Origin of the sequence: Mycolicibacterium chitae, assembly GCF_900637205.1 — a bacterium.
GTDB classification, from domain to species: Bacteria; Actinomycetota; Actinomycetes; order Mycobacteriales; family Mycobacteriaceae; genus Mycobacterium; species Mycobacterium chitae.
This window is the reverse complement of sequence record NZ_LR134355.1, coordinates 1405884-1432078: the sequence shown is the minus strand read 5'-3', so window position 1 is coordinate 1432078 and position 26195 is coordinate 1405884. Positions and strand designations below refer to the sequence as shown.

The following is a 26195-nucleotide window of genomic DNA, read 5'->3' as shown; positions in this document are numbered from 1 at the left end:
TTCCCACGGTGACCGTGGGAAATCACGCCCAAATCGCTTAAGACAATCGCTTAGGACATCGGGAGGCCGAGGCCGCGCGCGATGATGTTGCGCTGGATCTCCGAGGTGCCGCCGGCGATGGTCCCCGCGAAGCTGCGGAAGTAACGCTCGATCCAGCTGGCCGACAGGTAGTCCAGGTCGTAGGGCTGGTACGACGACGTGTTGGCCGGATGACGCAGACCGTCCACGCCCGCACCGTCCAGGGCCGCCTCGGTGGCATCCCGTTCGGCTTCGGAGCCAAGCACTTTGAGCACCGAGATGGTGGTCATGTCCTCTTCGCCGCGGGCGGCCTTGGCGATCGCCGCCGAACCCAGCAGCCGCAGCGCGTGGTAATCCATCACCAGGGTGGCGTAGCGGTCGCGGCCCAGCGCATCCTCGGGCCGGAAGTCCTCGACGAGGTTGTGCAACCGGTCGGCGTACTGCATCCACATCATGGTGCGCTCGTGGCCCAGGGCACCGTTGGCCACCCGCCAGCCGCCGTTGAGCGGCCCGATCAGATTCTCCTTCGGCACCCGCACGTCGGTGAAGAACACCTCGTTGAAGTCGAGGTCGTCGTGGTGGCACACGGTCGGGAAGGGGCGCCGCACCAGGCCGGGGGTGTCGGTGGGGATCATCAGCACCGACAGACCTTTGTGCTTGGGCACATCGGGATCGGTGCGCACGAAGGTGAACAGCACGTCGGCGTCGTGGGCGCCGGAGGTCCACACCTTCTGGCCGTTGACCACGAAGTGGTCGCCGTCGGAAACCGCCTTGGTCCGCAGCGACGCCAGGTCCGAGCCCGCACCCGGTTCGCTCATGCCCACCGAGGCCGTCATCTCGGCGCGCAGGATCGGCACCGCCCACTTCTGTTTCTGCTCGTCGGTGCCGAACGACAGGATCGACGCGGCCACGATGCCCACACCCTGCGGGTTGTAGCTGTGATAGATGCGCCGCTTGGACAACTCCTCGCGGTGCACGTACTGCTCCACCACGGTGGCGTTGCGCCCGCCGAACTCCGGCGGGTTGCCCGGCAGCAGCCAGCCGTGCTCGAACTGCAGACGCTGCCAGCGACGGGCCCATTCCGGAATGTGCGAGCAGGTCTGCGAGCGTTCGGCGGTCTCGCTCTCCGCCGGCAGGTGCTCGTCGAGGAAGGCGACGAACTCGCCGCGAAACCGCTCGACATCGGCATCAAAATCCAGTTGCACTGTTCTCCTCGGTCCTGGGCCCTAGATATAGGCGACAAAGTCGTGGTTTCATTGGAGAATATCATTCTAGTATGCTGGAATCGAAGTCTCACCGGTCTCCGCGAGAGGCCCAGCCCGGCCCGCCGGACACCAGCCGACCAGTGAGAATTCCATTCTTGCTCTCGAAGAACGGGGTTGTACTATGAGTCACATGTCCGACCGTGGGTGGCAGTCATGATCGAGATCAAAACCGGTGCAGACACCGTCACCACGCCGGTGATCGACGCCAGCGTGCACATCTTCTTCGGCTCCAACAAGGACCTGCGGAAGAACTTCATGCACGAACCCTTCCGTAGTCGCGGCTTCCCCGACTACGAGATGGACTGGTACGGCGCCCCGGGCGGTGAGTACGCCAAGGGCACCAAGGGCCCGGACGGCCAGTACCCGGGCTCCGACGTCGAGGTCGCCGCCAAGCACCTGTTCACCGACCGCGGCGTCGACGTCGCGGTGCTGCACCCGATGACGCGCGGCGTGATGCCCGACCGGCACCTGGGTACCGCCATCGCCGCGGCGCACAACGAGATGATGGTGCGGCGCTGGCTCGAACACGACACCTTCGGCGACCGGTTCCGCGGCACCATCCGGATCAACCCGGACGACATCACCGGCGCGCTGCGCGAGATCGACAAGTACAAGGACCATCCCCGCGTCGTGCAGATCGGCATCCCGCTGCAGTCCCGCGAACTCTATGGCAAGCCGCAGTTCTGGCCGCTGTGGGAGGCCGCCCAGGACGCCGGCCTGCCGGTGGCCACCCATATCGAGGTCGGCGCCGGGATCGGCTTCGCGCCAACACCATCCGGACGCACCCGAACCTACGAGCAGTACCACGGGTTCATGTCGCTGAACTACCTGTACCACCTGATGAACATGATCGCCGAGGGCGTCTTCGAGCGCTACGACGGACTCAAGTTCGTCTTCGGCGACGGCGCCGGCGACTCGCTGACGCCGTTCATGTGGCGGATGGACTGCTTCGGCCGACCGCACCTCGAGCAGACGCCGTGGGCCCCGAAGATGCCCAGCGACTACCTGCCCGGCCACGTGCACTTCGTCCAGGGGCCGTTCGACGGCCCGGGCGACGTCGACTACGCCGGTGAGTGGTTCAGCTTCACCAACAAGGACGACATGACCATGTTCGGCTCCAGCTATCCGCACTGGAACATGACCGAGCTGACCGTGCCGCGCGCCTACAGCGCCGAGCAGCGCGAGAAGTACTGCTGGCGCAACGCGGCCGAGCTCTACGGCATCGAGATCCCGGCCGCCAGCGGCCTGGTCACCCAGTAAGCCGACATCCACCGAGAGGAGCAGGCCGAGATGACCACCACCGAGCCGAAGACCACCGACCGGGTCACCCCCGTCGAACGCACACCCATCCGCTGCGTCGATTCCGATGTGCACCCGGTGCCCCGCCGGGGCGAGCTGTTCCCGCACATCCCCGAACCGTGGCGCAGCAAGTACTTCATGACGCACAAGTTCGGCGAGCAGATCTACTACGACGCGCCCGATTACGCCCACGCCTTCGCCATGCGTGTCGACGCCTTCCCCGACGACGGCGAATTCGCCTGCAGCGACCCCGATCTGGCGTTCCGCCAGCTCATCATGGAGGCCGGCTCCGACATCGCCATCCTGGAGCCGGGCGCCTATCCGTGCCGGATCCCCGAGGCCGACCACGCCATGAGCCAGGCCCTGAACTCCTGGCAGGACGCCTGCTGGCTGGACCCCCACAACAACTGGCACCAGCGCTGGCGCGGATCGATCTGCGTATCCATCGAGGCCCCGCAGCTGGCCGCCGCCGAGATCGAGAAGTGGGCCGACCACCCCTACATGGCGCAGATCCTGATCAAGGCCGAACGCCGCCCCGCCTGGGGCGACCCCATGTACGACCCGGTGTGGGCCGCGGCCACCAAGCACGACATCACCGTGTCCTGCCACCTGTCCCGCAGCCACCACGAGGAACTGCCGCTACCGCCGGTCGGGTATCCCAGCTACAACCACGACCTGATGGTCACCTACTCCCTGCTGGCCCACAACCAGATCATGAGCCTGATCTTCGACGGGGTCTTCGACCGCTTCCCCACCCTGCGCTTCGTGTTCGTCGAACACGCCTTCACCTGGATCCTGCCGCTGATGTGGCGCATGGACGCCATCTACGAGGCCCGCAAGCAATGGCTGGACATCAAGCGCAAGCCCAGCGAGTACGTCAAGGACCACATCAAGTTCACCACGCAACCGCTGGACTACCCCGAGGACAAGACCGAACTGACCCGGGCCTTCGAGTGGATGGAGTGCGAGAAGATCCTGCTGTACTCCAGCGATTACCCGCACTGGACCTTCGACGACCCGCGCTGGCTGGTCAAGCACCTGCCGGAGCATGCCCGCGAGGCCATCATGTTCCGCAACGGCATCCAGACCTACAAGCTGCCCGACACCGTCCCGGCCCTCGAGGGCCAGACCCGGGTGTTCTGATCGCCATGACCGACACCGCGAAACCGAACGCCGGTCCCGGGTCCACACCGGAAGCCAAACAGCCCCGGCTGGCCCAGGGCCGCGAGCACATCGTGGCCACCGTCGACGAGATCCCGCCCGGCACACACAAACTCGTGCCCATCGGCCGGCACGGGGTCGGCGTCTACAACGTCAACGGCACGTTCTACGCGATCGCGAACTACTGTCCGCACGAGGGCGGCCCGCTGTGTTCGGGGCGCGCCCGCGGGCGCAACATCGTCGACGAGACCATGCCCGGTGACGCCGTCATGGTGCGCGACATGGAGTACATCTACTGCCCCTGGCACCAGTGGGGTTTCGAACTCGCCACCGGCACCACCGCGGTGAAGCCGGAGTGGAGTATCCGCACCTATCCCGTCCGGGTCGTCGGCAACGACGTCCTGGTCCAAGCGTAAGGACACAGAAGAGCACCCATGCCGACCAGCACCGCACTCGCCCCGGGGGAACACACCGCCGAGATCAACGGCGGCAACGTCGTCTACGAAATCCTGGGTGAAAAGGGCGATTTCATCGCCCTGACGCCCGGCGGCCGGTTCAGCAAGGACATCCCCGGCCTGCGGCCACTGGCCGAGGCCCTGGCGGCGGGTGGTTACCGGGTGCTGCTGTGGGACCGGCCGAACTGCGGCAAGTCCGACGTGCAGTTCTACGGGCAGAGCGAATCGCACATGCGGGCCGAGACGCTGGCGAAGCTGATCACCTCGCTCGGGATCGGCCCCTGCATCATCGCCGGCGGTTCCGGCGGGGCCCGCGATTCGATGCTGACCACCATGCTCTATCCCGAGCTGGTGCGAAAGCTGGTGGTGTGGAACATCGTCGGCGGGGTGTACGGCAGCTTCGTCCTCGGCGGTCACTACGTGGTGCCGAGCATCCTGGCGGTGCGCGGCCTCGGCATCGACGGCCTGGTGAAGGTGCCGGAGTGGCGCGAGCGGATCGAGCAGAACTCGGCCAACGAGGAACGCTTGCGCGCCCTGGATCCCGACGAGTTCCTGAAGGTGATGTTGCGCTGGCTCAACGCCTACGTGCCCAAGCCGGGTCAGACGATCCCGGGCGTCGTCGACGAGATGTTCGACAACATCACCGTGCCCACGCTGATCATCCGCGGCGGGGAGAACGACTGGGATCACCCCAAGCGCACGTCCTTCGAAGTGCACTGCCTGATCAAGGGTTCGACGCTGATCGACCCGCCGTGGCCCGAGGACGCCTGGGAGCGCGCCGGCGAGAAGATGGCCCAGAGCGGCGGTAAGGACTTCTGTCTGTTCGACACCTGGGTGCAGGCCGCGCCGGCGATCCTGGATTTCTTGGACAAGCCGTGAGCGTCGCGGTGCCGTCAGACCGTGCGGATGCGGACCTCGCAGTTCAGGGACGCCTCCAGCGCGGTGTGGATCCTGCTCTCCGGCACCCGTTCCAGATCGGTCTTGCGCAGGGTCACCTCGACGATGTCCCAGCCCTCGTCGGTCGGGGTCCGTTCGATCTCGCCGGCCAGCCCGAAGCCCGCGAGCACACCGTACGCGTCGTCGTCGGTGCCGTGGCTGACGTAGGTCAGGACGCCGGGCTCCGGACGGCCGCCGAGTTCACCGAAGGTCTTGATGCACAGCGCGATCGCGGTTTCCTGCAGCTTCGCGGCGTCGGTCCCGCTCATCAGCAGCTCGACCTCGCGGCGGCTGGGCGGCAACGCGGCGAGGTTGTTCTCGATCAACTCCGCGCCGGCCGCGGCCGCGAGATCGGCCAGGGCCGCCATCGCGGTGTTCAGCTGAGCCGCGGTCAATTCCCCCTCGGGGTCCACCCGTACTCGCACCACTGCGGTTCGCATGCCCACGAGCGTAGCCAGCATCGACCGTCCTCAGCCCACCCCCCGGTCCGCAGGAGTCAGTCATGAACACCACCAAGGCAGCGCCCGCCGGTTTCACGGTCGGCGTCTGGCCCGGCCTCACCCCCCGGTTGCTGCGCCAGGGCACCGGCGTCGAGGATCTCGCCGACTACCGCGGCGCCGGAGGCTATGCGCCGCTGGCCAATCCGGCCGCACTGCTCGACGAGGTCCGCGCGGCCGGGATCCGGGGTCGCGGCGGTGCCGCCTTCCCGTTGGCGGTCAAGCTGCAGACGGTGCGGGCCGCGGCGACCGCCGGGCGCGACACCGTGCTGGTGGCCAACGGCGAGGAGGGCGAACCGGCGTCGGTCAAGGACCGCTGGTTGCTGCGCAACCGCCCGCACCTGGTGCTCGACGGCGCCCGGCTGGCCGCCCACGTGGTCGGCGCCAAGCACGCCCACGTCTACGTGTCCGATCCGGCCTCGGCGCAGGCCGTCGACGCCGCGCTGAGCGAACTGCGGGCCGCCGGTGACGATCCGCTGGGCGGACTGACCGTCAGCCTCCGGGTGGTCACCGCCGGATACGTCGCCGGCGAGGAAACCGCGGCGGTGCACGCGATCAACGGCGGCCCGGCCAAGCCCACCGACAAGCCGCCGCGGCCCTTCGAGGAGGGTGTCGGCGGCCTGCCCACGATCGTCAGCAACGTCGAGACCCTGGCCAACCTGCCCTTCGTGCAGCGCCACGGTGCCGGCGCCTACCGGGAGGCCGGCACCGACGCCTCCCCCGGGACCTTCCTGGCCACCGTCACCGGTGCGGGCCGCCCCGCCGGGCTCTACGAACTACCGCACGGCGTCGCGCTTTCCGAGGTTCTGACCCTGCACGGCCTGGCCCCCGACACCGTCCGGGGCGCCCTGATGGGCGGCTACTTCGCCGGTTTGCTGGGGCCCGATGTCGTCGACGCCGCACTGGACCACGAGACGCTGCGCGGCCTGGGCAGCGGGCTCGGTTGCGGCGCGGTCTCGGTCCTGACCGACGAGTGCCCCGTGGCCGTGGCGGCCGCGGTGCTGGCCTACTTCGACCGCGAGAACGCCGGGCAATGCGGATCGTGCTTCAACGGGACCGCGGCGATGGCCGCGGCCGCGCGGGCGCTGCGCGACGGCGTGGCCACCGACGAGGATGTGGCCCGGCTGAAACGCTGGTCGGTGGTGCTGCGCGGGCGCGGGGCCTGCGGCACGTTGGACGCCGCGACCAACATCGCCGCGAGCCTGCTCGACACCTTCCCGGCCGAGGTCGACCGGCACCTCTCCGGCGGCTGCACCGGCTGTGCCGCAGAGGTTTACGACGCGCTGCGTCCCTTCGAGGTAGAAACAGTGGAGGCCCCGTAATGTCCGACAAGATGCGAATCAAGTTGGACCGCACCCTGTGCGACGGCTTCGGTATCTGCGCCAAGCACGCGCCGGAGTACTTCTCGCTCGACGACTGGGGCTACGCGGTCCTCGTCGGCGACGGCAACATCCCCGAGCAGGATCGCGACGCCGTCATGCGGGCCCTGTTGGACTGCCCGGTGCACGCGATCATGGAGATCAACGCGCACGGACCCGGCGAGGCTCCGCCGCCCCCGCCGCCCACCAACGAGGACCCGGCCGAGCAGCTGAAGGTCGAAGACAACGAAGCCGAATGGGGATTCACCCGATGAGTTCTTCCGATACGCCCACCCGGTTGCCGCTGCCCGAGCTGCGGCCGGACACCGAATTCTTCTGGACCGCGGGCGCCGACGGTGTGTTGCGGATCTGCGAGTGCGGCGACTGCAAGTCGCTGATCCACCCGCCGCAACCGGTCTGTCGGTATTGCCACGGCCGCAACATGGGCGTGCGCGAGGTGTCGGGCCGCGCGGTCCTGTCGGCGTACACGGTGAACCACCGCTTCAGCCTGCCCGGCCTGCCCGCGCCGTACGTCGTGGCCCAGGTGGCCCTCGAGGACGATCCGCGGGTCCGGTTGACCACCAACATCCTCGTCGACATCGATGATGCCGGCGAGGTCGATCTGGAACTGGGGCAGATCGTCGAGGTCGAATTCGGGAAGTTCGACGACGTCTACCTGCCGTTGTTCCGGCCGGTGGCACCCAAGGAACTGGGTGAACTACCCGCCGATGAGATTGCGCCCGAGGACTTCTCGAAGCACGTCCGTCCGATGGTGCGACAGGAGAAGTTCGAGGACAAGGCCGCCATCACCGGCATCGGGGCCTCCCGGCTGGGTCGGCGCCTGATGGTGCCGCCGCTGTCGTTGACGGTCGAGGCCTGCGAGGCCGCGATCGCCGATGCCGGGCTGACGCTGGCCGACATCGACGGCCTGTCGACCTATCCCGGGCTCGACATCGCCGGGATGGGCGAGGGCGGAGTCGGCGCGCTCGAGGGTGCGCTGGGCATCCAGCCCACCTGGATCAACGGGGGCATGGACACGTTCGGCCCGGGCGGTTCGGTGATCGCCGCGATGATGGCCGTCGCCACCGGCATGGCGCGGCACGTGTTGTGCTTCCGCACGCTGTGGGAGGCCACGTTCAGCCAGTTGATGAAGGAGGGCAAGGCCGCCCCGCCCGGCGGCATGCGCACCACCAACTGGCAGGCACCCTTCGGGGCCACCTCGGCCGCACACACGCTGGCGCTCAACGCGCAGCGGCACTTTCACCGCTACGGCACCACTCGGGAGACGCTGGGCTGGATCGCGTTGAACCAGCGCGCCAACGCCGCACTGAACGCGACGGCGATCTACCGCGACCCGATGACCATGGAGGACTACCTGTCGGCGCGGCTGATCACCACGCCGTTCGGCCTCTACGACTGCGACGTCCCGTGCGACGGCGCGGTGGCGGTGATCGTCTCGGCGGTCGACACCGTGGCCGACCGGCCCAAGAAGCCCGTGCTGATCGAGGCGGTCGGCACCCAGATCATCGAACGCACCGACTGGGACCAGACCACGCTGACCCACGAGCCGCAGGTGCTCGGCCAGGCGGCGCACCTGTGGACGCGAACCTCGTTGCGGCCCAGCGATGTCGACGTCGCCGAGCTCTACGACGGCTTCAGCTTCAACTGCCTGTCCTGGCTGGAGGCGCTGGGCTTCTGCGGGATCGGCGAGGCCAAGGACTTCCTCGACGGCGGCAAGAACATCGCGCGCGACGGCGTGATCCCGCTGAACACCCACGGCGGTCAGCTCTCCCACGGCCGCACGCACGGGATGGGTCTGATCCACGAGGCCGTCACCCAGCTGCGCAGCGAGGGCGGCGAGCGCCAGGTCGCCGACGCCAAGGTGGCCGTGGTCAGCAGCGGCGGCCTGACGCCCAGTGGCGTTCTGCTGCTGCGGACCGACGCGTGAGCGACGTAGCCGCAGCACCCACCCCGCGGGTGGTCCTGGTCGACGGGGTGCCGATGTCGGGCCTGTTGGCCTGTCCGGCCGAGGCCGACCCGCTGGCCGTCGTCGTCGCGATCCACGGCGGCGCCACCACCGGGGCCTACTTCGATTGCCCCGGACACCCGCATCTTTCGCTGCTGCGGCTCGGCGCCCGGCTGGGCTTCACGGTGATCGCCCTGGACCGTCCCGGCTTCGGTAGCTCGGCGCTGTACGCCGAGGAGTTCACCGACCCCGCCCGCCGGACCGAGATGACCTTCGGCGCCATCGACGCCATTCTCGGCGACCGCGGACGCGGCGCCGGGATCTTCGTGCTGGCGCACTCCAACGGCACGGAGCTGGCGCTGCAGATGGCGGCACACCCGGACCGCGGCGAGCAGCTGTTGGGGGTCGAGATCTCCGGCACCGGGCTGCGGCAGCAGGAGTCGGCCGCCGCGGTGTTGTCGACGGCGTCGATCGACAACGTGCCGACCGGGTTGCGCCAACTGCTGTGGGAGCCCGCCGAGCTGTACCCCGACGGCATCGTCGGAGCGGTACGGATCAAGGCCGGACCGATCTCGCCGGGTTATGAGGGCGGTCTGGTCACCAACTGGGCCGCGACCATCACCGAACTCGCGGCGCGCGTGCGGGTTCCGGTGCGCTACGCGTTGGCCGAGTTCGAGCGGGTCTGGTCGGTCGACGACGCGGACGTGCGCGAGGTCGCCGAACTGTTCACCGCTGCGCCGCATGTGCGCACGGCGCAGCGGATCAACGGCGGGCACAATCTGAGCCTCGGCCACACCGCCGCCGCATACCACCTGAGCGCGTTGTCGTTCGCAGAAGAATGCCGGGTCCGCCGCCTCTCGGGCGTCCCGGCCACAACCGATTTCACGATGGAGGCCAACTGATGCGTGTCGGATTCATTGGACTGGGGAGCCAGGGCGGACCGATGGCCCGGGCCATCGTCGAGGCGGGCATCCCGACCACGCTGTGGGCCCGCCGCGCCGCGTCCCTGGAACCGTATGCCGACACCGCGGCGAAGACGGCGGGATCGCCGGCCGAGCTGGCCGCCGACTGCGACATCGTCTGCCTGTGCGTGATCGGCGACGACGACATCCGCGAACTGTGCGAGGGCGAGCAGGGTCTGCTGGCCCACATGAAGCCCGGCGGCGTGATCGTCATCCACAGCACCGTGCACCCCAACACCTGTCGCGAGCTGGCGGAAGCGGCGGCGCAGAAGCAGGTTTCGGTGCTGGACGCCCCGGTCAGCGGCGGCGGGCCGGCGGTGGAGATCAAGCAGCTGCTGGTGATGGTCGGCGGTGAGGAAGCCGATCTGGAGAAGTGTCGGCCGGTCTTCGAGACCTACGCCGACCCCATCGTGCACCTGGGACCCGTCGGCGCCGGTCAGGTCAGCAAGATCCTCAACAACCTGCTGTTCAGCGCGAACCTCGGCAGCGCGATGAGCCTGCTGGCTCTCGGCGAGGAGCTGGGCGTGGAACGCACCAAGATGTGCGAGGTGCTCAGCCGCGGTTCGGGCACCAGCAAGGCGCTCGGCAGCATCGCCGCGTTCGGCGGCACCCTCGATCGGCTCGCCCCGATCGCCGGTGCCCTGCTGCAGAAGGACGTCCGGTTGGCCGCCGACCTGGCCGCCCGCGCCGACGCCAAGGAGGGCACGGTGTTCACCGTGGCCGACACCGCGCTCGAGCACATGGACCATCCCCGGTGAAGGTCGGCTTCGTCGGCGCCGGCCGGATGGGCACCCCGATGGTGCAGCGGCTATTGGCCGCCGACCACGAGGTCGTCGTCCTGGGCCGATCCGAGGACAAGCGCGCCGAACTGACCGAGTTGGGCGCCACCGCGGTGGGCGTCGCGACCGACGTCGCCGACGCCGACGTGGTGATCGTGTGCGTGTTCACCGACGAGCAGGTGCGCGAGCTGTGCGCCGACGACGGCGGTGGGCTGCTGGCGGCCATGCGGCCCGGTTCGGTGCTGGTGGTGCACACCACGGGCAGCCCGCAGACCACGGCGACGCTGGCCGAGGCCGGCGCCGCCCGCGACGTCGGCGTGCTCGACGCCCCGGTCAGCGGGGGTCCGCACGACATCGCGGCCGGGCAGTTGACGTTGTATCTCGGCGGGGCCGAGGACGCGGTGGCCAAGGCGCGGCCCGCCCTGGAGAGCTACGGCGATCCCGTCGTACATGTCGGACCGGCCGGTTCGGGGCAGAAGATGAAGCTGATCAACAACGCGTTGTTCGCGGCGCAGATCGGTCTGGTGGCCGAGGCCGCCAAGCTCGCCGACCGGCTCGGCATCGACGAGTCCGCCGCGCTGAACGCGCTGCCGCACGGCAGCGGAGCCTCGAAGGCGATGGGCAACATCGCGCGCGCCGGGTCGACGGCGGGATTCATCGCCGCGGTCGGCGAATTCATCGGCAAGGACGTGGCCGTCGTCCGGCAGACCGCGGCCGAACTCGGCGCCGATCTCGGCCGCCTCGATCCGTTGGTGGACGCGGGACTCGGCCGATGATTCCGGTGCTTTACGGCCCGCCCGGACGAGACTACTGTTAACGTTACAGTTCGACCATCATCCGTAACTTTTCGCACCTCTCAGCCCCGGAGGCCGCAATGACCAAGCCCCAGGTCGTATTCGACCCGTTCTCCGACGAGTACTACAACGATCCCTACGACATCTACCTGCGGATGCAGGACGAGGCACCGGTCTACTACAGCGAGGAACTGGACTTCTACGCGCTGACCCGCCACGCCGACGTCGCGGCCGCACTCAAGGACCACGAGACCTACTCCTCGTCGCGCGGCTGCGACCTGGCGATGGTGCAGTCCGAGGAGGGTCCGCAGAAGTCGATCATCTTCATGGACCCGCCGGACCACCGTGTGATGCGCAGCCTGGTGAACAAGGCGTTCACCCCGCGCGCCATCCAGGCGCAGCGCGAAACCGTGGAGAAATTGATCGATCACTATCTGGGTCTCGTCGACCCTGACAACTTCGACGTCGTGCAGGATTTCTCCGGACCGTTCCCGGTCGAGGTGATCACCCGGATGGCCGGGGTTCCCGAGGATTACCGCCAGATGGTGCGGCACTGGATCGACACGTCGCTGACCCGCGAACCCGGCAACATCGGCTACACCGAGGCCGGCATGGCCGCCGCGATCGAATCGGGCACCTACTACTACCAGCTGGCCCAGGAGCGGCGCGCCAATCCGCAGGACGACATGATCAGCCGGCTGGTCGAGGCGGAGATCCTGGCCGAGGACGGTCAGCTGCGCAAGCTCGACGACATCGAGATCGCCGGCTTCACCTCGCTGCTCGGCGGCGCCGGCGCCGAGACCGTCACCAAGCTGGTGGGCAACGCGATCGTGACGTTCGCCAAGAACCCCGACCAGTGGCAGAAGCTGCTCGACGACCGCAGCAAGGTGCCCGCGGCGGTCGAGGAGATGCTGCGCTTCGACGGACCGGTGCACTACAACGTGCGCTTCACGCTCAAAGAGGCGCACCTGCACGGCACGACCATCCCGGCCGGCAAGCCGGTGTTCTTGATGAAGGCCGCCGCCAACCGCGATCCGCGCGCGTTCACCGACGCCCACCTCTTCGACATCGACCGCGACCGCACCGAGTCGCAGAACCTCGGCTTCGGCTACGGCATCCACAGCTGTCTGGGTGCCGCCCTGGCTCGCCTGGAGACCACCGTCGCGCTGGAACGGCTGCTCGATTTCATGCCGCGCTACGAGGTGCAGTGGGACGGCCTGAAGAAGGTCCAGATGCAGAATGTCGGTGGCTACCACCACGTTCCAGTGAAGGTGCTGCGCTGAAATGGCCAAGAAGGTAGAGGTCGACTTCGAAATCTGTGAGGCCAACGGGGTGTGCATGGGCATCATCCCGGAGGTGTTCGAACTCGACGACGAGGATTATCTGCACGTGTTGCAGGACGAGGTGACCCCGGAGAACGAGGACCAGATCCGCGAGGCCGTCCGGCAGTGCCCGCGGCAGGCGATCTCCATCCGGGAGTAACCGGCCCGACGACAACGCGAGCGCCCACCGGCGGATCTAGGTGGGCGCTCGCGGCGTTAGTGGGTGGCGCGTCAGCTGGCGGGCACCAGGTCGGCGGCGACGGGGCAGCTCGCCGGGGTACCGCTGCGGAACAGTTCGATCTCGGCGCGGGACGCCGAACAGTCCAGCGCGGCCAGCGCTTGGGCCTTGAAGGCCCGTGCGGCGACGCTGAGCCGGTGCTCCACCGAACCGACGCTGCTGCCCTCGAGTTCGGCCGGCCAGCTCTCGCCCCACAGCGTGACCTCGGTCTGCCCACTGTCTAGGGCCTGCTGCACGCCCTCACGAATGCGCGAGTCCGTGTCGTAGAGGTCGGCGGCCACCGCCAGCGCGTGCGGCCGCACGCCGCGGGGCCCGGTGATCAGCGCGGATTCCAGGTCGCCGGTGTCGGCGCCGAGGATCTGCAGCGCCCGGTCGTCGGCCCCGTCGGTGCGCTCGGGGTCGACCAGCACGCGGACGTCCCAGCCCGCCATCACCCGGTCGAACATCCACCCGCCGGCCGCGCGCACCGCCTCTCGCACGCTGGGCGCGACGACGTCCAGGCGGTACCTCACGATGTGGCGTCCGGCGCGAACTCCTGGCTCAGCGACTTCGCGTACTCGCGCAACGCTTCCTGCAGCGGCATTGAGGGATCGAGCAACCATGAGATTTCCATTCCGTTGACGAGGGACACGATTTGCACGGCCTTGAGAGCAGGGTCGATATCACTGCGGTACTTCCCCGATGCCTGCCCCCGACGGATGAGGTCGGCCACGATGTCGATCGCGGCCCGCTGCCGGGCCAACAGTCGGTCGTGCAGCGGGGCATCGGGCATCAGGTTCTCGAGGAGCAGCACGGAGTACGTGCCGACCAACTCGGGGGCGCGGTCCACGCGCGCCCCCGCCCGGGCGATCTGCTCGAACAGGTCGCCGGCACGGTCGGCGTGCGCGTCGTCGTCGGCGTCGCGCGCGTCCACGACCGCGTGCAGCAGCTGTTCCTTGGATTCGAAGTGGTGCAGCAGACCCGCCGCGCTGACCCCGGCCTCCTTGGCGATCTGCGCCAGCGAGGTGTTACGCCATCCGTTCTGGGTGAGCAGCCGCTGCGCGGCCGCGAGAATCCGAACCTTGCGGTCCTCACCTTTGGCGAGCAGCGTCGCATAAGGCCTGGCAGATGACACGGGGCTGAGTCCTTCTGGTCGGGCAAACCTACTTAATGAACATACAGTAGGTTGGTTTGCGCCGTGTGACAAGGGTCTCTTTTGATCTGTTTTTGCCGACCGTCACAGCGCCGGCCGCGATGTGTGCCCCGACGCTAACCGGGCGTCGCCCCCGGCGCCGCGGAATCGCCGTTCTGAGCCCTCGGCCGGCGGCCCAGGCGTGGATGCGCTGCGGCTCAGAGGCCGAGCGACTTGGCGATGATCACCTTCATGACCTCGCTGGTGCCCGCGTAGATGCGGGCCACGCGCGCATCGGTGTACAACCGCGCGATCGGATACTCCATCATGTAGCCGTAGCCGCCGAACAGCTGCAGGCAACGGTCGACGACGCGGGCCTGCATCTCGGTGCAGAACAGCTTGACCCGCGCCGCGTCGGCACCGGACAACTCGCCGGTGACGTGCTCGGCGACCGCCTGATCCAGCATCGCCTGGGCCGCCTCGACCTCCGTGGAGCAGGCCGCGAGTTCGAACTTGGTGTTCTGGAACGAGGCGACCGGGGTCCCGAAGGCCTTGCGGGTCTTGGTGTAGTCGATGGCCGCCAAGATCGCCGAGCGGGCCTGCGCGACCGACCCGACGGCCACGGTCAGGCGTTCCTGGGCCAGGTTGTGCCCGAGGTAGGAGAACGCCTCCCCCTCCTCGCCGAGCCGGTTGGTCACCGGGACGCGCACGTCGGTGAAGGACAACTCGGCGGTGTCCTGCACCTTGCAGCCCATCTTCTCGAGCTCGCGGCCGCGTTCGAAGCCGGCCATGCCGTCCTCCACCACCAGCAGGGTGAGCCCGCGGCGCCGGTTGTCCGGATCGGTCGACGTGCGCGCGACGACGATCACCAGGTCGGCCTGCATGCCGCCGGTGATGAACGTCTTCGCGCCGTTGAGCACATAGTGGTCGCCGTCGAGCCGGGCGGTGGTGCGCACACCGGCCAGATCCGACCCGGTGCCGGGCTCGGTCATCGCGACCGCGGTCAGCAGCGTGCCCGCCGCCAGGCCCGGGAACCAGCGCTGCCGCTGCTCCTCGTTGGCATAGTGCAGGAAGTACGGCAGGATCACCTCGAGCTGGGTGCGCACGGTCGACAGGGTGACCAGCGCGCGCGCCGCCTCCTCCTGCAGGACCACGTTGTAGCGGTAATCGGGCTGCCCGCCGCCGCCGTACTGCTCGGGGATGGCCATCCCCATCATCCCGGTGGCACCGAGCTTGGCGAACGCCTCGCGCGGCATCCGCCCGGCCTTCTCCCACTGCGGGTAGGCGGGCACGACCTCCTTCTCGATGAAGTCGCGAGCCAGTTCGCGGAAAGCCTCATGGTCCTCGGTGAACAGCGTGCGGCGCACAGTCTTCTCCCTTGTCGGTGCTAGATGAGCTCGACGACGGTGGCGTTGGCCGTGCCGCCGCCCTCGCACATCGTCTGCAGCCCGTAGCGAATGCCCTTGTCGCGCATGTGATTGATCATCCGGGTCAGCAACACCGCGCCGGACCCGCCGAGCGGGTGCCCCAGGGCGATCGCGCCGCCGAGCGGGTTGAGCCGCGCGGGGTCGGCGCCGGTGTCGGCGAGCCAGGCCATCGGCACCGGCGCGAACGCCTCGTTGACCTCGAAAACACCGATGTCGTCGATCCCCAATCCGGCCTTGCGCAAGACCTTTTCGGTCGCGGGGATGGGGCCGGTGAGCATCAGCACCGGATCAGCACCGGTCACCGCGCCGGCCACGTAGCGGGCCAGCGGGGTCATCCCCAGCTCGCGCGCCTTCTCGGCGGTCATCACCAGTAGCGCGGCGGCCCCGTCGGAGATCTGCGAGGAGTTACCGGCGTGGATCACGCCGTCGTCCTTGAAGGCCGGCTTGAGTCCCGCGAGTTTCTCCACGGTGCTGCCCCGCCGGATACCCTCGTCGGCGTCGACGACGCCGGCCTCGGTGCTCACCGGGACGATCTGATCCTTGAACGCACCCGCGTCCTGCGCGGCGGCGGCCAGTTCGTGGGAGCGCACGGCATACTCGTCGACCGCGGTGCGGTCGAAGCCCCACTTCTCGCAGATCATCTCCGCGCCGATGCCCTGGTTGAACTCGAAGTTGTCATAGCGGGCAAGGGCTTTCGGACCGTACGGCATGCCGGTGGACCGCGCGGCGCCCAGCGGCACGCGGCTCATGACCTCCACGCCGCCGGCGACGACGACCTCCTGCTGACCGGACATCACCGCCTGCACCGCGAAGTCCAGCGCCTGCTGGCTGGATCCGCAGGCGCGGTTGACCGTGGTGCCGGGGATGTGCTCGGGCCAACCGGCCGCCAGCACCGCGTACCGGCCGATGTTGCTGGACTGATCGCCGACCTGAGACACGCAGCCCCACACCACGTCGTCGACGATCTCGGGGTCCAGCCCGGTGCGGGCCGCCAACTCGTTGAGCACCACCGCCGACAGGTCCGCGGCGTGCGTCTCGGCGAGCCCGCCGTTGCGCTTGCCGACCGGGGTGCGCACGGCACCGACGATGACTGTTTCTCGCATTGTTCCTCCGCCTCGAATCTCAGTGCGTCGTAGCCGAATAGGCCGGGCCGATCGCGCCCTGTTCACGTAACTGCGCGATCCCCGCCGCGTCGAATCCGAACTCGGCCAGCACCGCGTCGGTGTGCTCGCCGAGCCCGGGGACCGCGCCCATCGGTTGTTCGAACCCCTCGATCACCGGTGGGGGTCGCAGCGCCGGGATCGGGCCCTTGGGGGTGTCGACCTGCCGCCAGCGGTCGCGGGCCTGCAGGTGTGGATGCGCGACGACCTCGCTGGGCAGGTTGTAGCGCGAGTTCCCGATACCGGCGTCGTCGGCCGTCTTCTGGATGTGCGCCAGATCGTGCTGGGCGCACCAGGATCCGATCGCCTCGTTCAGGGTGTCACGGTGCGCGCACCGGTCGGAGTTGGTGGCGAACCGGGGATCGTCGGCCAGGTCGGGACGGTCGATGATCTCGCGGGCCACCCGCTGCCACTCGCGGTCGTTGGTGGTGCCCAGCACGACGGTCTGCCCGTCGCGGGTGGGAAACGCGCCGTACGGGGCGACCGCGGGCGAACTCATGCCCAGCGGTTCCTGGTCGATGCCGGAATGCTGGGTGTAGGTCAGTTGGTAGCCCATGATGTCGGTCATGGTGTCGAACAGGCTCACCGCGACCGCCGGTGCGGTCGCGACGTTGTTGCGTTCCCGGCCGATGAGCAGCGCCATGATGGACAGCGCCGCGTACAGACCGCTGGAGACGTCGGCCACGGGTGGGCCCGGCTTGGCCGGCATGCCGGGATAGCCGGTTGCGGCGCAGGTTCCCGACTCGGCCTGCACCAGCAGGTCGTAGGCGCGCTTGTGGGAGAGCGGACCGCCGGGGCCGTAGCCGTCGATCTCCACCGGGATCACGTTGGGGTGCCGCTCGCGCAGGTCGGCGGCGGCCAGCCCCATCCGGGCCAGCGCCCCGGGAGCCAGGTTGGACACCAGCGCGTCGGCGCGGTCCAGCAGCCGGTGCAGCACGTCGAGGCCCGCGGGGTCCTTCAGGTTCAGCGTGATGGACTCCTTGCCGCGGTTGGCCCAAACGAAGTGCGCGGCAAGGCCTCCGGGGCCGTTGACGACGTCGTCGTAGTCGCGGGCGAAGTCTCCGCCCTTGGGGTTCTCCACCTTGATCACCCGGGCACCGAAGTCGGCCAGCACGCGGGTGCACATCGGCGCCGAGACGGCCTGTTCCATCGCGACGACGGTGATCCCGGCCAGCGGCGCGGCGTTGCTCTGCATGCGGTTCACATAACCATGCCGCCATCGACCGGCAGCACCTGCCCGGTGATGTACGACGCGGCATCGGAGGCCAGGAAGACGAACGGACCGGCCACCTCGTCGGCGTCGGCCCACCGCTTGAGCGGGATCCGGTTCATCATGTTGGCCGCGAATTTCTCGTTGGTGCGGATGGTCTCGGTCATCGGCGTGGCGGCCAGCGGTGCCAGCGCGTTGACCAGGATGCTCTTCGGGGCGAGTTCGCGGGCCAGCGATTTGGTGAAGCCGATCAGGCCGGCCTTGGCCGCCGAGTAGTTGACCTGTCCGAGCGTGCCGGTGATGCCCGCCGCGGAGGTCACGTTGATGACGCGGCCGGTGCCGTCGGTCGGGATGTGCGGCAGGGCGGCCTGGGTGCAGTGGAACGTCCCCATGACGTGGATGTCGAACGTCAGCCGGAACGTCTCGTCGGTCAGCTTCGGGAACATCGCGGGCGAGGTGACGCCGGCGTTGTTGACCAGGATGTGCAACTGCCCCGCACCGAGGCCGGCGGCGCGTTCGGCAGCGGCCACCGCGGCGTCGCGGTCGCTCACGTCCAGGGCGGTGCTGTCGGCCTTGCCGCCGGCGGTGTTGATCCGCTCGGCGACGGCGGCCGCCGCATCACCGCTGATGTCGGTGACCAGGACCGCGGCGCCCGCGCGGGCCAATGCCTCCGACACCGCCGCGCCGATGCCGGCCCCGGCGCCGGTCACCAGGGCAGCGCGGCCCGTCAGGTCGAACAGGGGGTTCATTGGTTGGCTCCTCAGTAGCTGCGGGGCAGGCCCAGCACGTGCGATCCCAGGAAGTTCAGGATCATTTCCTGGCTCACCGGGGCGATCTTCATCAGCCGCGACTCGCGGAAGAACCGGGAGATGTTGTACTCCTCGGAGTACCCCATCCCGCCGTGGGTCTGCAACGCACGGTCGGCGGCGCCGAAACCGGCGTCGGCGCAGAGATACTTGGCCATGTTGGCCTCGCGGCCGCACGGCTTGCCGTTGTCGTAGAGCCAGGTCGCCTTGCGCAGGATCAACTCGGCGGCATCGAGCCGGGCCAGCGAGTCGGCCAGCGGGAACTGGATGCCCTGGTTCATGCCGATGGGCCGGTCGAAGACGTGGCGTTCGTTGGCGTACTTGACCGCTCGGTCCAGCGCGACCCGCCCGATGCCCAGGGCTTCGGCGGCGATCAGCATCCGCTCGGGGTTCAACCCGTGCAGGATGTACTGGAATCCCTTGCCCTCCTCGCCGATCCGGTCCTCGACTGGCACCCGCAGGTCGTCGATGAACAGCTCGTTGGACGACACGGCGTTGCGGCCCATCTTCTTGATGGGCCGGATCTCCACCCGGTAGCGGTCCAGGTCGGTCAGGAACAGCGACAGCCCGTCGGTCTTCTTGGTCACCTCGTCATACGGCGTGGTGCGGGCGAGCAGCAGGATCTTCTCGGACTCCAGCGCCTTGGAGATCCACACCTTGCGCCCGTTGACCACATAGTGGTCGCCGTCCCGCTTGGCGAACGTGGTGATGCGCGAAGTGTCCAGTCCGGCACCGGGTTCGGTGACGCCGAAGCAGACGTGCAGGTCGCCGTTGACGATGCGGGGCAGGGTCGCGGCCTTCATCTCATCCGAGCCGAATACCACCACCGGCTGCATGCCGAAGATCGACAGGTGGATGGCGCTGGCGGCGTTCATCGCCCCACCGGAGCGGGCCACCTCCTCGGCGAGGATGGTGGCCTCGGTGATGCCCAGGCCGTGACCGCCGTACTGCTCGGGGATGGTCATCCCCAGCCAGCCGCCCTTGGCGATGGCGTCGTAGAACTCCTGCGGGAACTCGTGTTCCTGATCCTTGGTCATCCAGTAGTGATCGTCGAACTTCGACGCCAGCTCGGCCACCGACTTCCGGATCAGCTGCTGGTCCTCGGTCAGCTCGAAGTTCATTCCGCCAGACATGGTGCGTCCCTCACGTTCTCGTATGTATCTCGTCGCGTGCGACGAAAGGCCGAAAGTCGCTCGCACCGTGCGGCCCGGCCTCAATCTTGTGACCGCACAGCGCGAAAGTGGTTACCGGGCCGAGGAGTTGGCCTCGGCCGCGGCGGTCAGGGCGTCCATGCCGCTGCTGCCGTTGCTGCGGTCGCGTTCGTGGGACAGGGCCCGGATCTCGACGTCGTGGCCTTCGACGGACTTGCGTAGCGCCCCGACGGTGGCCTGGTCCTTGGGGATGTGGTTGAACGGCTCGAACTGGTAGAGCTTCATGGCGTTCTCGTGGGTGATCTTGTTGATCTCCTCGTCGGTGACGTCGTAGGTGTCGAAGACCGCCGAGAGTTCTTCGGGGGCCCCGGGCCACATCGAGTCCGAGTGCGGGTAGTCCATCTCCCAGCAGATGTTGTCCACCCCGATCAGATGCCGGTTCTTCACCCCGACCGGGTCGGAGATGAAACACGTCATGAAGTGCTCCCGGAACACCTCCGAGGGGAGTTTGCCGCCGAAGTCCTGATTGGTCCAGGTCGAATGCATCTCGAAGGTGCGGTCGACCCGGTCCAGGAAGTACGGGATCCAGCCCGTGCCGCCCTCGCTCAAGGCGATCTTCAGCGTCGGGAACTCCTTGATCGGCGCCGACCAGAGGAGATCCGCGGCGGCTTGGACGATGTTCATCGGCTGCAACGTGATCATCACATCCATCGGCGCATCCGGAGCGGTGATGGCCAACTTGCCCGACGACCCGATGTGGACATTCATCACCGTCTCGGTATCGACCAAGGCTTCCCAGACCGGGCGCCAATACTCCAGATCATGGAACGACGGATAGCCCAGGGTGGAGGGGTTTTCGGTGAACGTCAGCGAATGCACCCCCTTGTCGGCCACCCGGCGGATCTCCTGGGCGCACAACTGCGGATTCCAGATCGCCGGGATCGCCATCGGAATGAACCGACCCGGATGCGACCCGCACCACTCATCGATGTGCCAATCGTTGTAGGCCTGCACCAACGCCATCGAGAACTCGTCATCATCGGTGGCGAACAACCGCGCCGCGAACCCCGGGAACGACGGAAAGTTCATCGTGGCCAACACCCCACCGGCCGACATGTCCTTGACCCGCTCAGCCGGGTCATAACACCCCTTGCGGATCTCATCAAGACCCTGCGGCTCCAGGCCGTACTCCTCCTTCGGGCGCCCCGCCACCGCATTCAACGCCACATTCGGGATCACCACATCCCGGAACTGCCAGGTATCGGACCCATCGGCGTTGTGCACCAACCGCGGCGCCTCATCCACATACTTGGCCGGCAGATGATTCTTGAACATCTCCGGCGGCTCGATGATGTGATCATCCACCGAAATCAAAATCATGTCGTCCTTGTGCATGGCGCTTCCTTCCATGTAGGGCGCCCGATCCCGACGGGGTCGGTTGGTCGGGCGGCCACGACAGACGTCGACGCGCTAGGCTGCGCGCGTTCTCTCAACTAGGAAACTAGCTTCTCGCTAGGCGAGAATCAACATCCGAACCGCAGTTCCGGCGCAGCGTAGGCACCGAATCGCCTGGTCGGCGCGGACAACGGCCGGGCCCGCGCGCAGACTCCGGAGGAACGCCACGTTGACCAAACGGCAAGTTCATGGAAATCTGTTATCCGGATATGAGAATATGATTCTCGTGAGCGAGAGGAGACCGGTCAAAATGACATCGCCCAGCCTGCCCGCGGCGCCGTCAGCCGGCCCCGGTCAACTCACCGCTCAGCCCGCGGGGCTGCGCGCCCAGCGTGAACACGGCACCGAGCGTCGTAAAGAACAGGAGATCCACTGATGGCTTTCTTCCCCAAACCGGCTGTGGGCAGCTGGACCGAGAACTGGCCAGAGCTTGGCACCGCACCGGTCGACTACACCGACTCCATCGATCCGGAGCAGTGGAAGCTCGAGCAGCAGGCGATCTTCCGCAAGCTGTGGCTGCACGTCGGCCGGGTCGAGCGCCTGCCCAAGACCGGCAGCTACTTCACCCGCGAGATGCCGTCGGTGGGCCCGGGCACCTCGATCATCATCAACAAGGACAAGGACGGCACCATCCGTGCCTTCTACAACCTGTGCCGTCACCGCGGCAACAAGTTGGTCTGGAACGACTACCCCGGCGAGGAGACCTCAGGCAGCTGCCGGCAGTTCACCTGCAAGTACCACGCCTGGCGCTACGACCTCAAGGGTGATCTGACCTTCATCCAGCAGGAGCAGGAGTTCTTCGACGTCGACAAGGCGGACTACCCGCTGAAGTCGGTGCGCTGCGAGGTCTGGGAAGGCTTCATCTTCGTCAACTTCGACGACGACGCCGAACCCCTCGAGGACTACCTGGGCGAGTTCGGTCAGGGCCTGAAGGGCTACCCCTTCCACGAGATGACCGAGGTCTACAGCTACCGCTCCGAGATCAAGGCGAACTGGAAGCTGTTCATCGACGCGTTCGTCGAGTTCTACCACGCGCCGATCCTGCACATGAAGCAGGCGACCAAGGAAGAGGCCGAGAAGCTGGCCAAGGTCGGGTTCGAGGCGCTGCACTACGACATCAAGGATCAGCACTCGATGATCTCGTCCTGGGGCGGCATGAGCCCGCCGAAGGACCTGAACATGGTCAAGCCCATCGAGCGGATCCTGCACTCGGGGCTGTTCGGCCCGTGGGACCGCCCCGACATCAAGGGCATCCTGCCCGACGAGCTCCCGCCGGCGGTCAACCCGGCGCGCCAACCCACCTGGGGCCAGGACTCTTTCGAGTTCTTCCCGAACTTCACCCTGCTGCTGTGGGTGCCGGGCTGGTACCTCACCTACAACTACTGGCCGACCGGTGTGGACACCCACATCTTCGAGGCGAACCTGTACTTCGTGCCGCCGAAGAACACCCGTCAGCGGCTCAGCCAGGAACTGGCCGCGGTGACGTTCAAGGAGTACGCGCTGCAGGACGCCAATACGCTCGAGGCCACCCAGACCCAGATCGGCACCCGGGCGGTCACCGAGTTCCCGCTCTGCGACCAGGAGATCCTGCTGCGGCACCTGCACCACACCGCGCACAAGTACGTCGACAAGTACAAGCTGGAGAAGGCCGCCGCCGAGGCAGCCAAGACCAACGGAAATGTGAAGGACGGCGCACATGTCTGAGACCAACGGAACCAAAGAGGCCCTGCTGCCGGCCGAGTTCGCCGACCTGGAGCGGTTCAGCGACTGGATCCTGGCCACCGAGCCGGAGCGCTACGCCAAGCGGCTGGACTCCAGCATGGAGGAGATGCAGGAGCTCTATGACGCCGGGATGGCCCGCCTCGAAGAGGTCATGGTCTACCTCGACGCCCGCTTCCCGCTGCACGACATGCCGGATCAGGCCAAGCGCCTGATGCACCTCATGCAGTCGGTGGTGATGGTCAGCTTCCCGGTGGAGGTCTGGAAGCAGCCGCGCGTGCTCGACAGCGGTGCGGCGTGGGTCGAAATCGTCCGGGAGCCGGTGGTTTAAGGGTGCTCACCCTCAAAGCCGCAGGGTTGCTCGACGTAGATGCCGGGGCGATCATTCGCCCCGGCATCGTCCATGTCGACGGTGATCGGATTGTCGGGATCGGTGGTCAGCCACAGGGGGAGCTGATCGATCTCGGCGATTCGATCCTGTTGCCCGGCCTGATGGACATGGAGGTCAACCTGCTGATGGGCGGCCGGGGCGAGAACCCCGGCCTGTCCCAGGTGCAGGACGACCCGCCCACCCGGGTGCTGCGTGCGGTCGGCAACGCGCGGCGCACGCTGCGCGCCGGGTTCACCACGGTGCGCAACCTCGGATTGTTCGTCAAGACCGGCGGATACCTGCTCGACGTCGCACTCGGCCGGGCGATCGACGCCGGCATGATCGACGGGCCGCGAGTGGTGCCGGCCGGGCACGCCATCACGCCGACCGGTGGGCACCTGGACCCGACGATGTTCGCGGCCTTCATGCCCGGGGTGCTGGAGTTGACCATCGAGGAGGGCATCGCCAACGGGGTCGACGAGATCCGCCGGGCCGTGCGCTACCAGATCAAGCACGGCGCCCAGCTGATCAAGGTGTGCTGTTCCGGCGGCGTCATGTCGCTGACCGGTGAGGCCGGCGCACAACACTATTCGGACGAGGAACTGCGCGTCATCGTCGACGAGGCGCACCGGCGCGGGCTGCGGGTGGCCGCGCACACGCACGGCGCCGAGGCCGTCAAGCACGCCGTGGACTGCGGCATCGACTGCATCGAACACGGCTTCCTGATGGACGACGAGGCCATCCAGATGCTCGTCGACAACGACCGGTTCCTGGTGAGCACCCGACGACTGGCCGAGGCGATGGACGTCTCCAAGGCACCGAAGGTGCTGCAGGACAAGGCCGCCGAAATGTTCCCCAAGGCACGCACCTCCATCAAGGCGGCCTACGAGGCCGGGGTGAAGATCGCCGTCGGCACCGATGCGCCGGCGATCCCGCACGGTAAGAACGCCGACGAACTGGTGACCCTGGTCGAGTGGGGGCTGCCCCCGGCCGCGGTGCTGCGCGCCGCCACCGTAGTGGCCGCCGACCTGATCAACGTCACCGACCGCGGCCGACTGGCCGAGGGCCTGCTGGCCGACATCATCGCGGTGCCCGGCGATCCACTGGCCGATATCACCGTTACACGAGATGTGAATTTCGTAATGAAGGGAGGTAAGGTCTTCCGCAATGACTCAGCCAACTGACAAGCCGACCCGCACCGAGGATCTGATCGAGATCCAGCAGGTGCTCGCCAAGTACGCGGTGACCATCACCCAGGGCGACATCGATGGCCTCATCAGCGTTTTCACGCCCGACGGCACCTACAGCGCCTTCGGGGAGACCTACACGCTGAACCGCTTCCCCGTCCTGGTCGACGCCGCACCCAAGGGCCTGTTCATGACCGGCACCGCGCTGATCGACCTGGTCGAGGGTGCCGACAATGCCACCGGCACCCAGCCGCTGTGCTTCATCGAGCACTCCAAGCACGACATGCGCATCGGCTACTACCGCGACACCTACGTGCGCACCGCCGACGGCTGGCGGCTGCGGACGCGCGCGATGACCTTCATCCGGCGCAGCGGCGACCACGACCACGGCCGCCCGCACGCGATCGGCAGGCCCGAGGCCGGATGACCGAGCTGCACGAGCCCGCCGCGTTCCGGACCGCGCTGCGCACCTGGCTGGACGAGAACGACCTGACTCCCCCGCCCGGCGAGGACTCGCTGGACGCCCACCAGGCTCAGCACCTGCGCGTGCTGAAGGCGCTGTGGGATGCCGGCTGGATGCGGTACGGCTGGCCGGAATCCGCCGGGGGCCTGGGCGGCCCGGACATCCTGCGCGCCATCGTCGGTGAGGAGATCGTCGGTCGGCGCCTGGATCACCCCGGCCCGTACTCGATGCTCGAGGTCCTGACCCCGACCATGATCGACTACGCCCGCCCCGAGCTGGCCGCCGAGATGGTGCCGAAGTTGTTGTCGGGCCAGGAATCCTGGTGCCAAGGCTTCTCGGAGCCCGGCGCCGGCAGTGATCTGGCGTCGCTGACCACGCGGGCCGAGCAGCGCGGCGACACCTGGGTGATCAACGGCCAGAAGGTGTGGACCAGCTTCGCGCAGTACGCCACCCGGTGCGTGCTACTCACCCGCACGGGCGGCCCGGACACCCCCGCCCATCAGTCCATCACCGCGTTCTTCGTGGATCTCGACACCCCCGGCATCTCCGTGCGTCCGCTGCGGACCATGCACGACGTCGACGAGTTCTGCGAGGTCTATTTCGACGACGTGGTGGTCGACGAGAGCCGGATGCTGGGCAAGCCCGGCGACGGTTGGCAGCTGGCCATGGACCTGCTGCCCTACGAACGCTCGACGTGCTTCTGGCAGCGCATCGCCTATCTGTACTCGCGCTTCGACGCCCTGGTCGACGAAGTGAAAAGGCAGGGTCAGGCCATCGATGCGGAGATGGGCGACGCCTACCTGGCGCTGCACACGCTGCGCTGCCGGTCGCGGGCCACCCAGCATCGCCTCGCCGAAGGCCAGAAGCTGGGCCCGGACACCTCGATCGACAAGGTGTTGTTGGCCGGCGCCGAACAGCAGCTCTTCGACACCGTCCGCAACCTGCTGCCCGGTGTCATCGAGCTCGACGACACCGAATGGCGCACCGAGTACCTGTATTCGCGGGCGGCGACCATCTACGGCGGCACCGGCGAGGTGCAGCGCAACATCATCGCGCGCCGGTTGCTGGATCTCGGGAAGGAGTGAT

28 protein-coding genes are annotated in these 26195 nt (G+C 67.8%); 18 read left to right on the top strand and 10 right to left on the bottom strand.

The window, feature by feature from the left end; translation table 11 throughout:
• Positions 1-50: 50 nt before the first annotated feature.
• Positions 51-1223 (bottom strand): acyl-CoA dehydrogenase family protein, encoded by a 1173-nt coding sequence (locus EL338_RS06945; RefSeq protein WP_126333058.1) that lies wholly within the window; start codon positions 1221-1223, stop codon positions 51-53.
• Between the two features lie 213 nt (positions 1224-1436).
• Between EL338_RS06945 and EL338_RS06940 the strand changes: the two genes are divergently transcribed.
• Genes EL338_RS06940 through EL338_RS06925 form a run of 4 tightly spaced genes read left to right on the top strand, consistent with a single transcriptional unit; the run spans position 1437 to position 5077 of the window.
• Complete coding sequence (locus EL338_RS06940; RefSeq protein ID WP_126333057.1) at positions 1437-2543, top strand: amidohydrolase family protein; 1107 nt, start codon at positions 1437-1439, stop codon at positions 2541-2543.
• A gap of 30 nt (positions 2544-2573) precedes the next feature.
• Positions 2574-3725 carry an amidohydrolase family protein gene (locus EL338_RS06935; RefSeq protein WP_126333056.1) on the top strand — a complete coding sequence of 384 codons (1152 nt, stop codon included), beginning with the start codon at positions 2574-2576 and terminating at the stop codon, positions 3723-3725.
• Positions 3726-3730: 5 nt separating this feature from the next.
• Complete coding sequence (locus EL338_RS06930; RefSeq protein ID WP_126333055.1) at positions 3731-4159, top strand: Rieske (2Fe-2S) protein; 429 nt, start codon at positions 3731-3733, stop codon at positions 4157-4159.
• Positions 4160-4177: 18 nt separating this feature from the next.
• Positions 4178-5077, top strand: coding sequence for an alpha/beta fold hydrolase (locus tag EL338_RS06925; protein WP_126333054.1), 900 nt, complete (start codon positions 4178-4180; stop codon positions 5075-5077).
• 14 nt (positions 5078-5091) lie between these two features.
• Here EL338_RS06925 and EL338_RS06920 read toward each other — a convergent pair whose 3' ends face one another.
• Positions 5092-5574, bottom strand: coding sequence for a hypothetical protein (locus EL338_RS06920; RefSeq protein ID WP_126333053.1), 483 nt, complete (start codon positions 5572-5574; stop codon positions 5092-5094).
• 62 nt (positions 5575-5636) lie between these two features.
• On the opposite strand from EL338_RS06920, the gene EL338_RS06915 reads away from it, so the two are divergent.
• The 8 genes from EL338_RS06915 (at position 5637) to EL338_RS06880 (ending at position 12972) form a co-directional block, all read left to right on the top strand.
• Positions 5637-6953 carry an NADH-ubiquinone oxidoreductase-F iron-sulfur binding region domain-containing protein gene (locus tag EL338_RS06915; RefSeq protein WP_126333052.1) on the top strand — a complete coding sequence of 439 codons (1317 nt, stop codon included), beginning with the start codon at positions 5637-5639 and terminating at the stop codon, positions 6951-6953.
• Between the two features lie 11 nt (positions 6954-6964).
• Positions 6965-7264 carry a ferredoxin gene (locus EL338_RS06910; RefSeq protein WP_179967174.1) on the top strand — a complete coding sequence of 100 codons (300 nt, stop codon included), beginning with the start codon at positions 6965-6967 and terminating at the stop codon, positions 7262-7264.
• Entirely contained in the window at positions 7261-8937 is a 1677-nt protein-coding gene (locus tag EL338_RS06905; protein WP_126333050.1) for a thiolase C-terminal domain-containing protein, read from the top strand. Before EL338_RS06910 ends, EL338_RS06905 begins: the two co-directional genes overlap by 4 nt.
• Entirely contained in the window at positions 8934-9857 is a 924-nt protein-coding gene (locus tag EL338_RS06900; RefSeq protein ID WP_126333049.1) for an alpha/beta hydrolase, read from the top strand. The genes EL338_RS06905 and EL338_RS06900 overlap by 4 nt, the downstream gene beginning before the upstream one ends.
• Positions 9857-10675 (top strand): NAD(P)-dependent oxidoreductase, encoded by an 819-nt coding sequence (locus EL338_RS06895; RefSeq protein ID WP_126333048.1) that lies wholly within the window; start codon positions 9857-9859, stop codon positions 10673-10675. Before EL338_RS06900 ends, EL338_RS06895 begins: the two co-directional genes overlap by 1 nt.
• Positions 10672-11472, top strand: a complete 801-nt coding sequence (locus EL338_RS06890) for an NAD(P)-dependent oxidoreductase (protein ID WP_126333047.1) — start codon at positions 10672-10674, stop codon at positions 11470-11472. The genes EL338_RS06895 and EL338_RS06890 overlap by 4 nt, the downstream gene beginning before the upstream one ends.
• A 98-nt stretch (positions 11473-11570) precedes the next feature.
• Positions 11571-12773 carry a cytochrome P450 gene (locus tag EL338_RS06885; RefSeq protein WP_126333046.1) on the top strand — a complete coding sequence of 401 codons (1203 nt, stop codon included), beginning with the start codon at positions 11571-11573 and terminating at the stop codon, positions 12771-12773.
• A gap of 1 nt (position 12774) precedes the next feature.
• A complete protein-coding gene (locus EL338_RS06880; RefSeq protein WP_126333045.1) occupies positions 12775-12972 on the top strand; it encodes a ferredoxin in 198 nt (65 codons plus the stop codon).
• Between the two features lie 71 nt (positions 12973-13043).
• On the opposite strand, the gene EL338_RS06875 is transcribed toward EL338_RS06880, so the two are convergent.
• The 8 genes from EL338_RS06875 to EL338_RS06840 form a co-directional block, all read right to left on the bottom strand.
• Positions 13044-13562 carry a hypothetical protein gene (locus tag EL338_RS06875; protein WP_126333044.1) on the bottom strand — a complete coding sequence of 173 codons (519 nt, stop codon included), beginning with the start codon at positions 13560-13562 and terminating at the stop codon, positions 13044-13046.
• Entirely contained in the window at positions 13559-14164 is a 606-nt protein-coding gene (locus EL338_RS06870) for a TetR/AcrR family transcriptional regulator (protein WP_126333043.1), read from the bottom strand. Before EL338_RS06870 ends, EL338_RS06875 begins: the two co-directional genes overlap by 4 nt.
• 215 nt (positions 14165-14379) lie before the next feature.
• Positions 14380-15528, bottom strand: a complete 1149-nt coding sequence (locus EL338_RS06865) for an acyl-CoA dehydrogenase family protein (RefSeq protein WP_126333042.1) — start codon at positions 15526-15528, stop codon at positions 14380-14382.
• A gap of 20 nt (positions 15529-15548) precedes the next feature.
• A complete protein-coding gene (locus EL338_RS06860) occupies positions 15549-16691 on the bottom strand; it encodes a thiolase family protein (protein ID WP_126333041.1) in 1143 nt (380 codons plus the stop codon).
• Positions 16692-16710: 19 nt separating this feature from the next.
• Positions 16711-17943: a CaiB/BaiF CoA transferase family protein gene (locus tag EL338_RS06855; protein WP_126333040.1), complete on the bottom strand. Its 1233-nt coding sequence runs from the start codon at positions 17941-17943 to the stop codon at positions 16711-16713.
• A gap of 5 nt (positions 17944-17948) precedes the next feature.
• Positions 17949-18707, bottom strand: coding sequence for an SDR family NAD(P)-dependent oxidoreductase (locus tag EL338_RS06850; RefSeq protein WP_126333039.1), 759 nt, complete (start codon positions 18705-18707; stop codon positions 17949-17951).
• Between the two features lie 11 nt (positions 18708-18718).
• Complete coding sequence (locus tag EL338_RS06845) at positions 18719-19897, bottom strand: acyl-CoA dehydrogenase family protein (protein WP_179967173.1); 1179 nt, start codon at positions 19895-19897, stop codon at positions 18719-18721.
• A gap of 111 nt (positions 19898-20008) precedes the next feature.
• Complete coding sequence (locus EL338_RS06840; RefSeq protein ID WP_126333038.1) at positions 20009-21310, bottom strand: amidohydrolase family protein; 1302 nt, start codon at positions 21308-21310, stop codon at positions 20009-20011.
• A 310-nt stretch (positions 21311-21620) separates the two neighbouring features.
• Between EL338_RS06840 and EL338_RS26760 the strand changes: the two genes are divergently transcribed.
• The 6 genes from EL338_RS26760 to EL338_RS06815 are packed head-to-tail and all read left to right on the top strand — an operon-like array spanning position 21621 to position 26194.
• Positions 21621-21746: a hypothetical protein gene (locus EL338_RS26760; protein WP_258538460.1), complete on the top strand. Its 126-nt coding sequence runs from the start codon at positions 21621-21623 to the stop codon at positions 21744-21746.
• Positions 21746-23074, top strand: coding sequence for an SRPBCC family protein (locus EL338_RS06835; protein ID WP_126333037.1), 1329 nt, complete (start codon positions 21746-21748; stop codon positions 23072-23074). The genes EL338_RS26760 and EL338_RS06835 overlap by 1 nt, the downstream gene beginning before the upstream one ends.
• Entirely contained in the window at positions 23067-23420 is a 354-nt protein-coding gene (locus EL338_RS06830) for a hypothetical protein (RefSeq protein ID WP_126333036.1), read from the top strand. The genes EL338_RS06835 and EL338_RS06830 overlap by 8 nt, the downstream gene beginning before the upstream one ends.
• A gap of 2 nt (positions 23421-23422) precedes the next feature.
• Positions 23423-24643, top strand: a complete 1221-nt coding sequence (locus tag EL338_RS06825; RefSeq protein WP_126333035.1) for a metal-dependent hydrolase family protein — start codon at positions 23423-23425, stop codon at positions 24641-24643.
• Positions 24627-25073 carry a nuclear transport factor 2 family protein gene (locus EL338_RS06820; RefSeq protein WP_126333034.1) on the top strand — a complete coding sequence of 149 codons (447 nt, stop codon included), beginning with the start codon at positions 24627-24629 and terminating at the stop codon, positions 25071-25073. The genes EL338_RS06825 and EL338_RS06820 overlap by 17 nt, the downstream gene beginning before the upstream one ends.
• The gene (locus tag EL338_RS06815; RefSeq protein WP_126333033.1) at positions 25070-26194 is read left to right on the top strand and encodes an acyl-CoA dehydrogenase family protein; all 1125 of its coding nucleotides are present in this window, start codon (positions 25070-25072) and stop codon (positions 26192-26194) included. Before EL338_RS06820 ends, EL338_RS06815 begins: the two co-directional genes overlap by 4 nt.
• Position 26195: the final 1 nt, after the last annotated feature.

Excerpts from the sequence above, each read along its gene's own strand:
- EL338_RS06940 (WP_126333057.1), top strand. The coding sequence starts at position 1,437 with ATGATCGAGATCAAAACCGGTGCAGACACCGTCACCACGCCGGTGATC.
- EL338_RS06935 (WP_126333056.1), top strand. The coding sequence starts at position 2,574 with ATGACCACCACCGAGCCGAAGACCACCGACCGGGTCACCCCCGTCGAA.
- EL338_RS06930 (WP_126333055.1), top strand. The coding sequence starts at position 3,731 with ATGACCGACACCGCGAAACCGAACGCCGGTCCCGGGTCCACACCGGAA.
- EL338_RS06925 (WP_126333054.1), top strand. The coding sequence starts at position 4,178 with ATGCCGACCAGCACCGCACTCGCCCCGGGGGAACACACCGCCGAGATC.
- EL338_RS06920 (WP_126333053.1), bottom strand. The coding sequence starts at position 5,574 with ATGCGAACCGCAGTGGTGCGAGTACGGGTGGACCCCGAGGGGGAATTG.
- EL338_RS06915 (WP_126333052.1), top strand. The coding sequence starts at position 5,637 with ATGAACACCACCAAGGCAGCGCCCGCCGGTTTCACGGTCGGCGTCTGG.
- EL338_RS06910 (WP_179967174.1), top strand. The coding sequence starts at position 6,965 with ATGCGAATCAAGTTGGACCGCACCCTGTGCGACGGCTTCGGTATCTGC.
- EL338_RS06905 (WP_126333050.1), top strand. The coding sequence starts at position 7,261 with ATGAGTTCTTCCGATACGCCCACCCGGTTGCCGCTGCCCGAGCTGCGG.
- EL338_RS06895 (WP_126333048.1), top strand. The coding sequence starts at position 9,857 with ATGCGTGTCGGATTCATTGGACTGGGGAGCCAGGGCGGACCGATGGCC.
- EL338_RS06885 (WP_126333046.1), top strand. The coding sequence starts at position 11,571 with ATGACCAAGCCCCAGGTCGTATTCGACCCGTTCTCCGACGAGTACTAC.
- EL338_RS06880 (WP_126333045.1), top strand. The coding sequence starts at position 12,775 with ATGGCCAAGAAGGTAGAGGTCGACTTCGAAATCTGTGAGGCCAACGGG.
- EL338_RS06860 (WP_126333041.1), bottom strand. The coding sequence starts at position 16,691 with ATGCGAGAAACAGTCATCGTCGGTGCCGTGCGCACCCCGGTCGGCAAG.
- EL338_RS06855 (WP_126333040.1), bottom strand. The coding sequence starts at position 17,943 with ATGCAGAGCAACGCCGCGCCGCTGGCCGGGATCACCGTCGTCGCGATG.
- EL338_RS06850 (WP_126333039.1), bottom strand. The coding sequence starts at position 18,707 with ATGAACCCCCTGTTCGACCTGACGGGCCGCGCTGCCCTGGTGACCGGC.
- EL338_RS06845 (WP_179967173.1), bottom strand. The coding sequence starts at position 19,897 with ATGTCTGGCGGAATGAACTTCGAGCTGACCGAGGACCAGCAGCTGATC.
- EL338_RS06840 (WP_126333038.1), bottom strand. The coding sequence starts at position 21,310 with ATGCACAAGGACGACATGATTTTGATTTCGGTGGATGATCACATCATC.
- EL338_RS26760 (WP_258538460.1), top strand. The coding sequence starts at position 21,621 with ATGACATCGCCCAGCCTGCCCGCGGCGCCGTCAGCCGGCCCCGGTCAA.
- EL338_RS06835 (WP_126333037.1), top strand. The coding sequence starts at position 21,746 with ATGGCTTTCTTCCCCAAACCGGCTGTGGGCAGCTGGACCGAGAACTGG.
- EL338_RS06830 (WP_126333036.1), top strand. The coding sequence starts at position 23,067 with ATGTCTGAGACCAACGGAACCAAAGAGGCCCTGCTGCCGGCCGAGTTC.
- EL338_RS06820 (WP_126333034.1), top strand. The coding sequence starts at position 24,627 with ATGACTCAGCCAACTGACAAGCCGACCCGCACCGAGGATCTGATCGAG.
- EL338_RS06815 (WP_126333033.1), top strand. The coding sequence starts at position 25,070 with ATGACCGAGCTGCACGAGCCCGCCGCGTTCCGGACCGCGCTGCGCACC.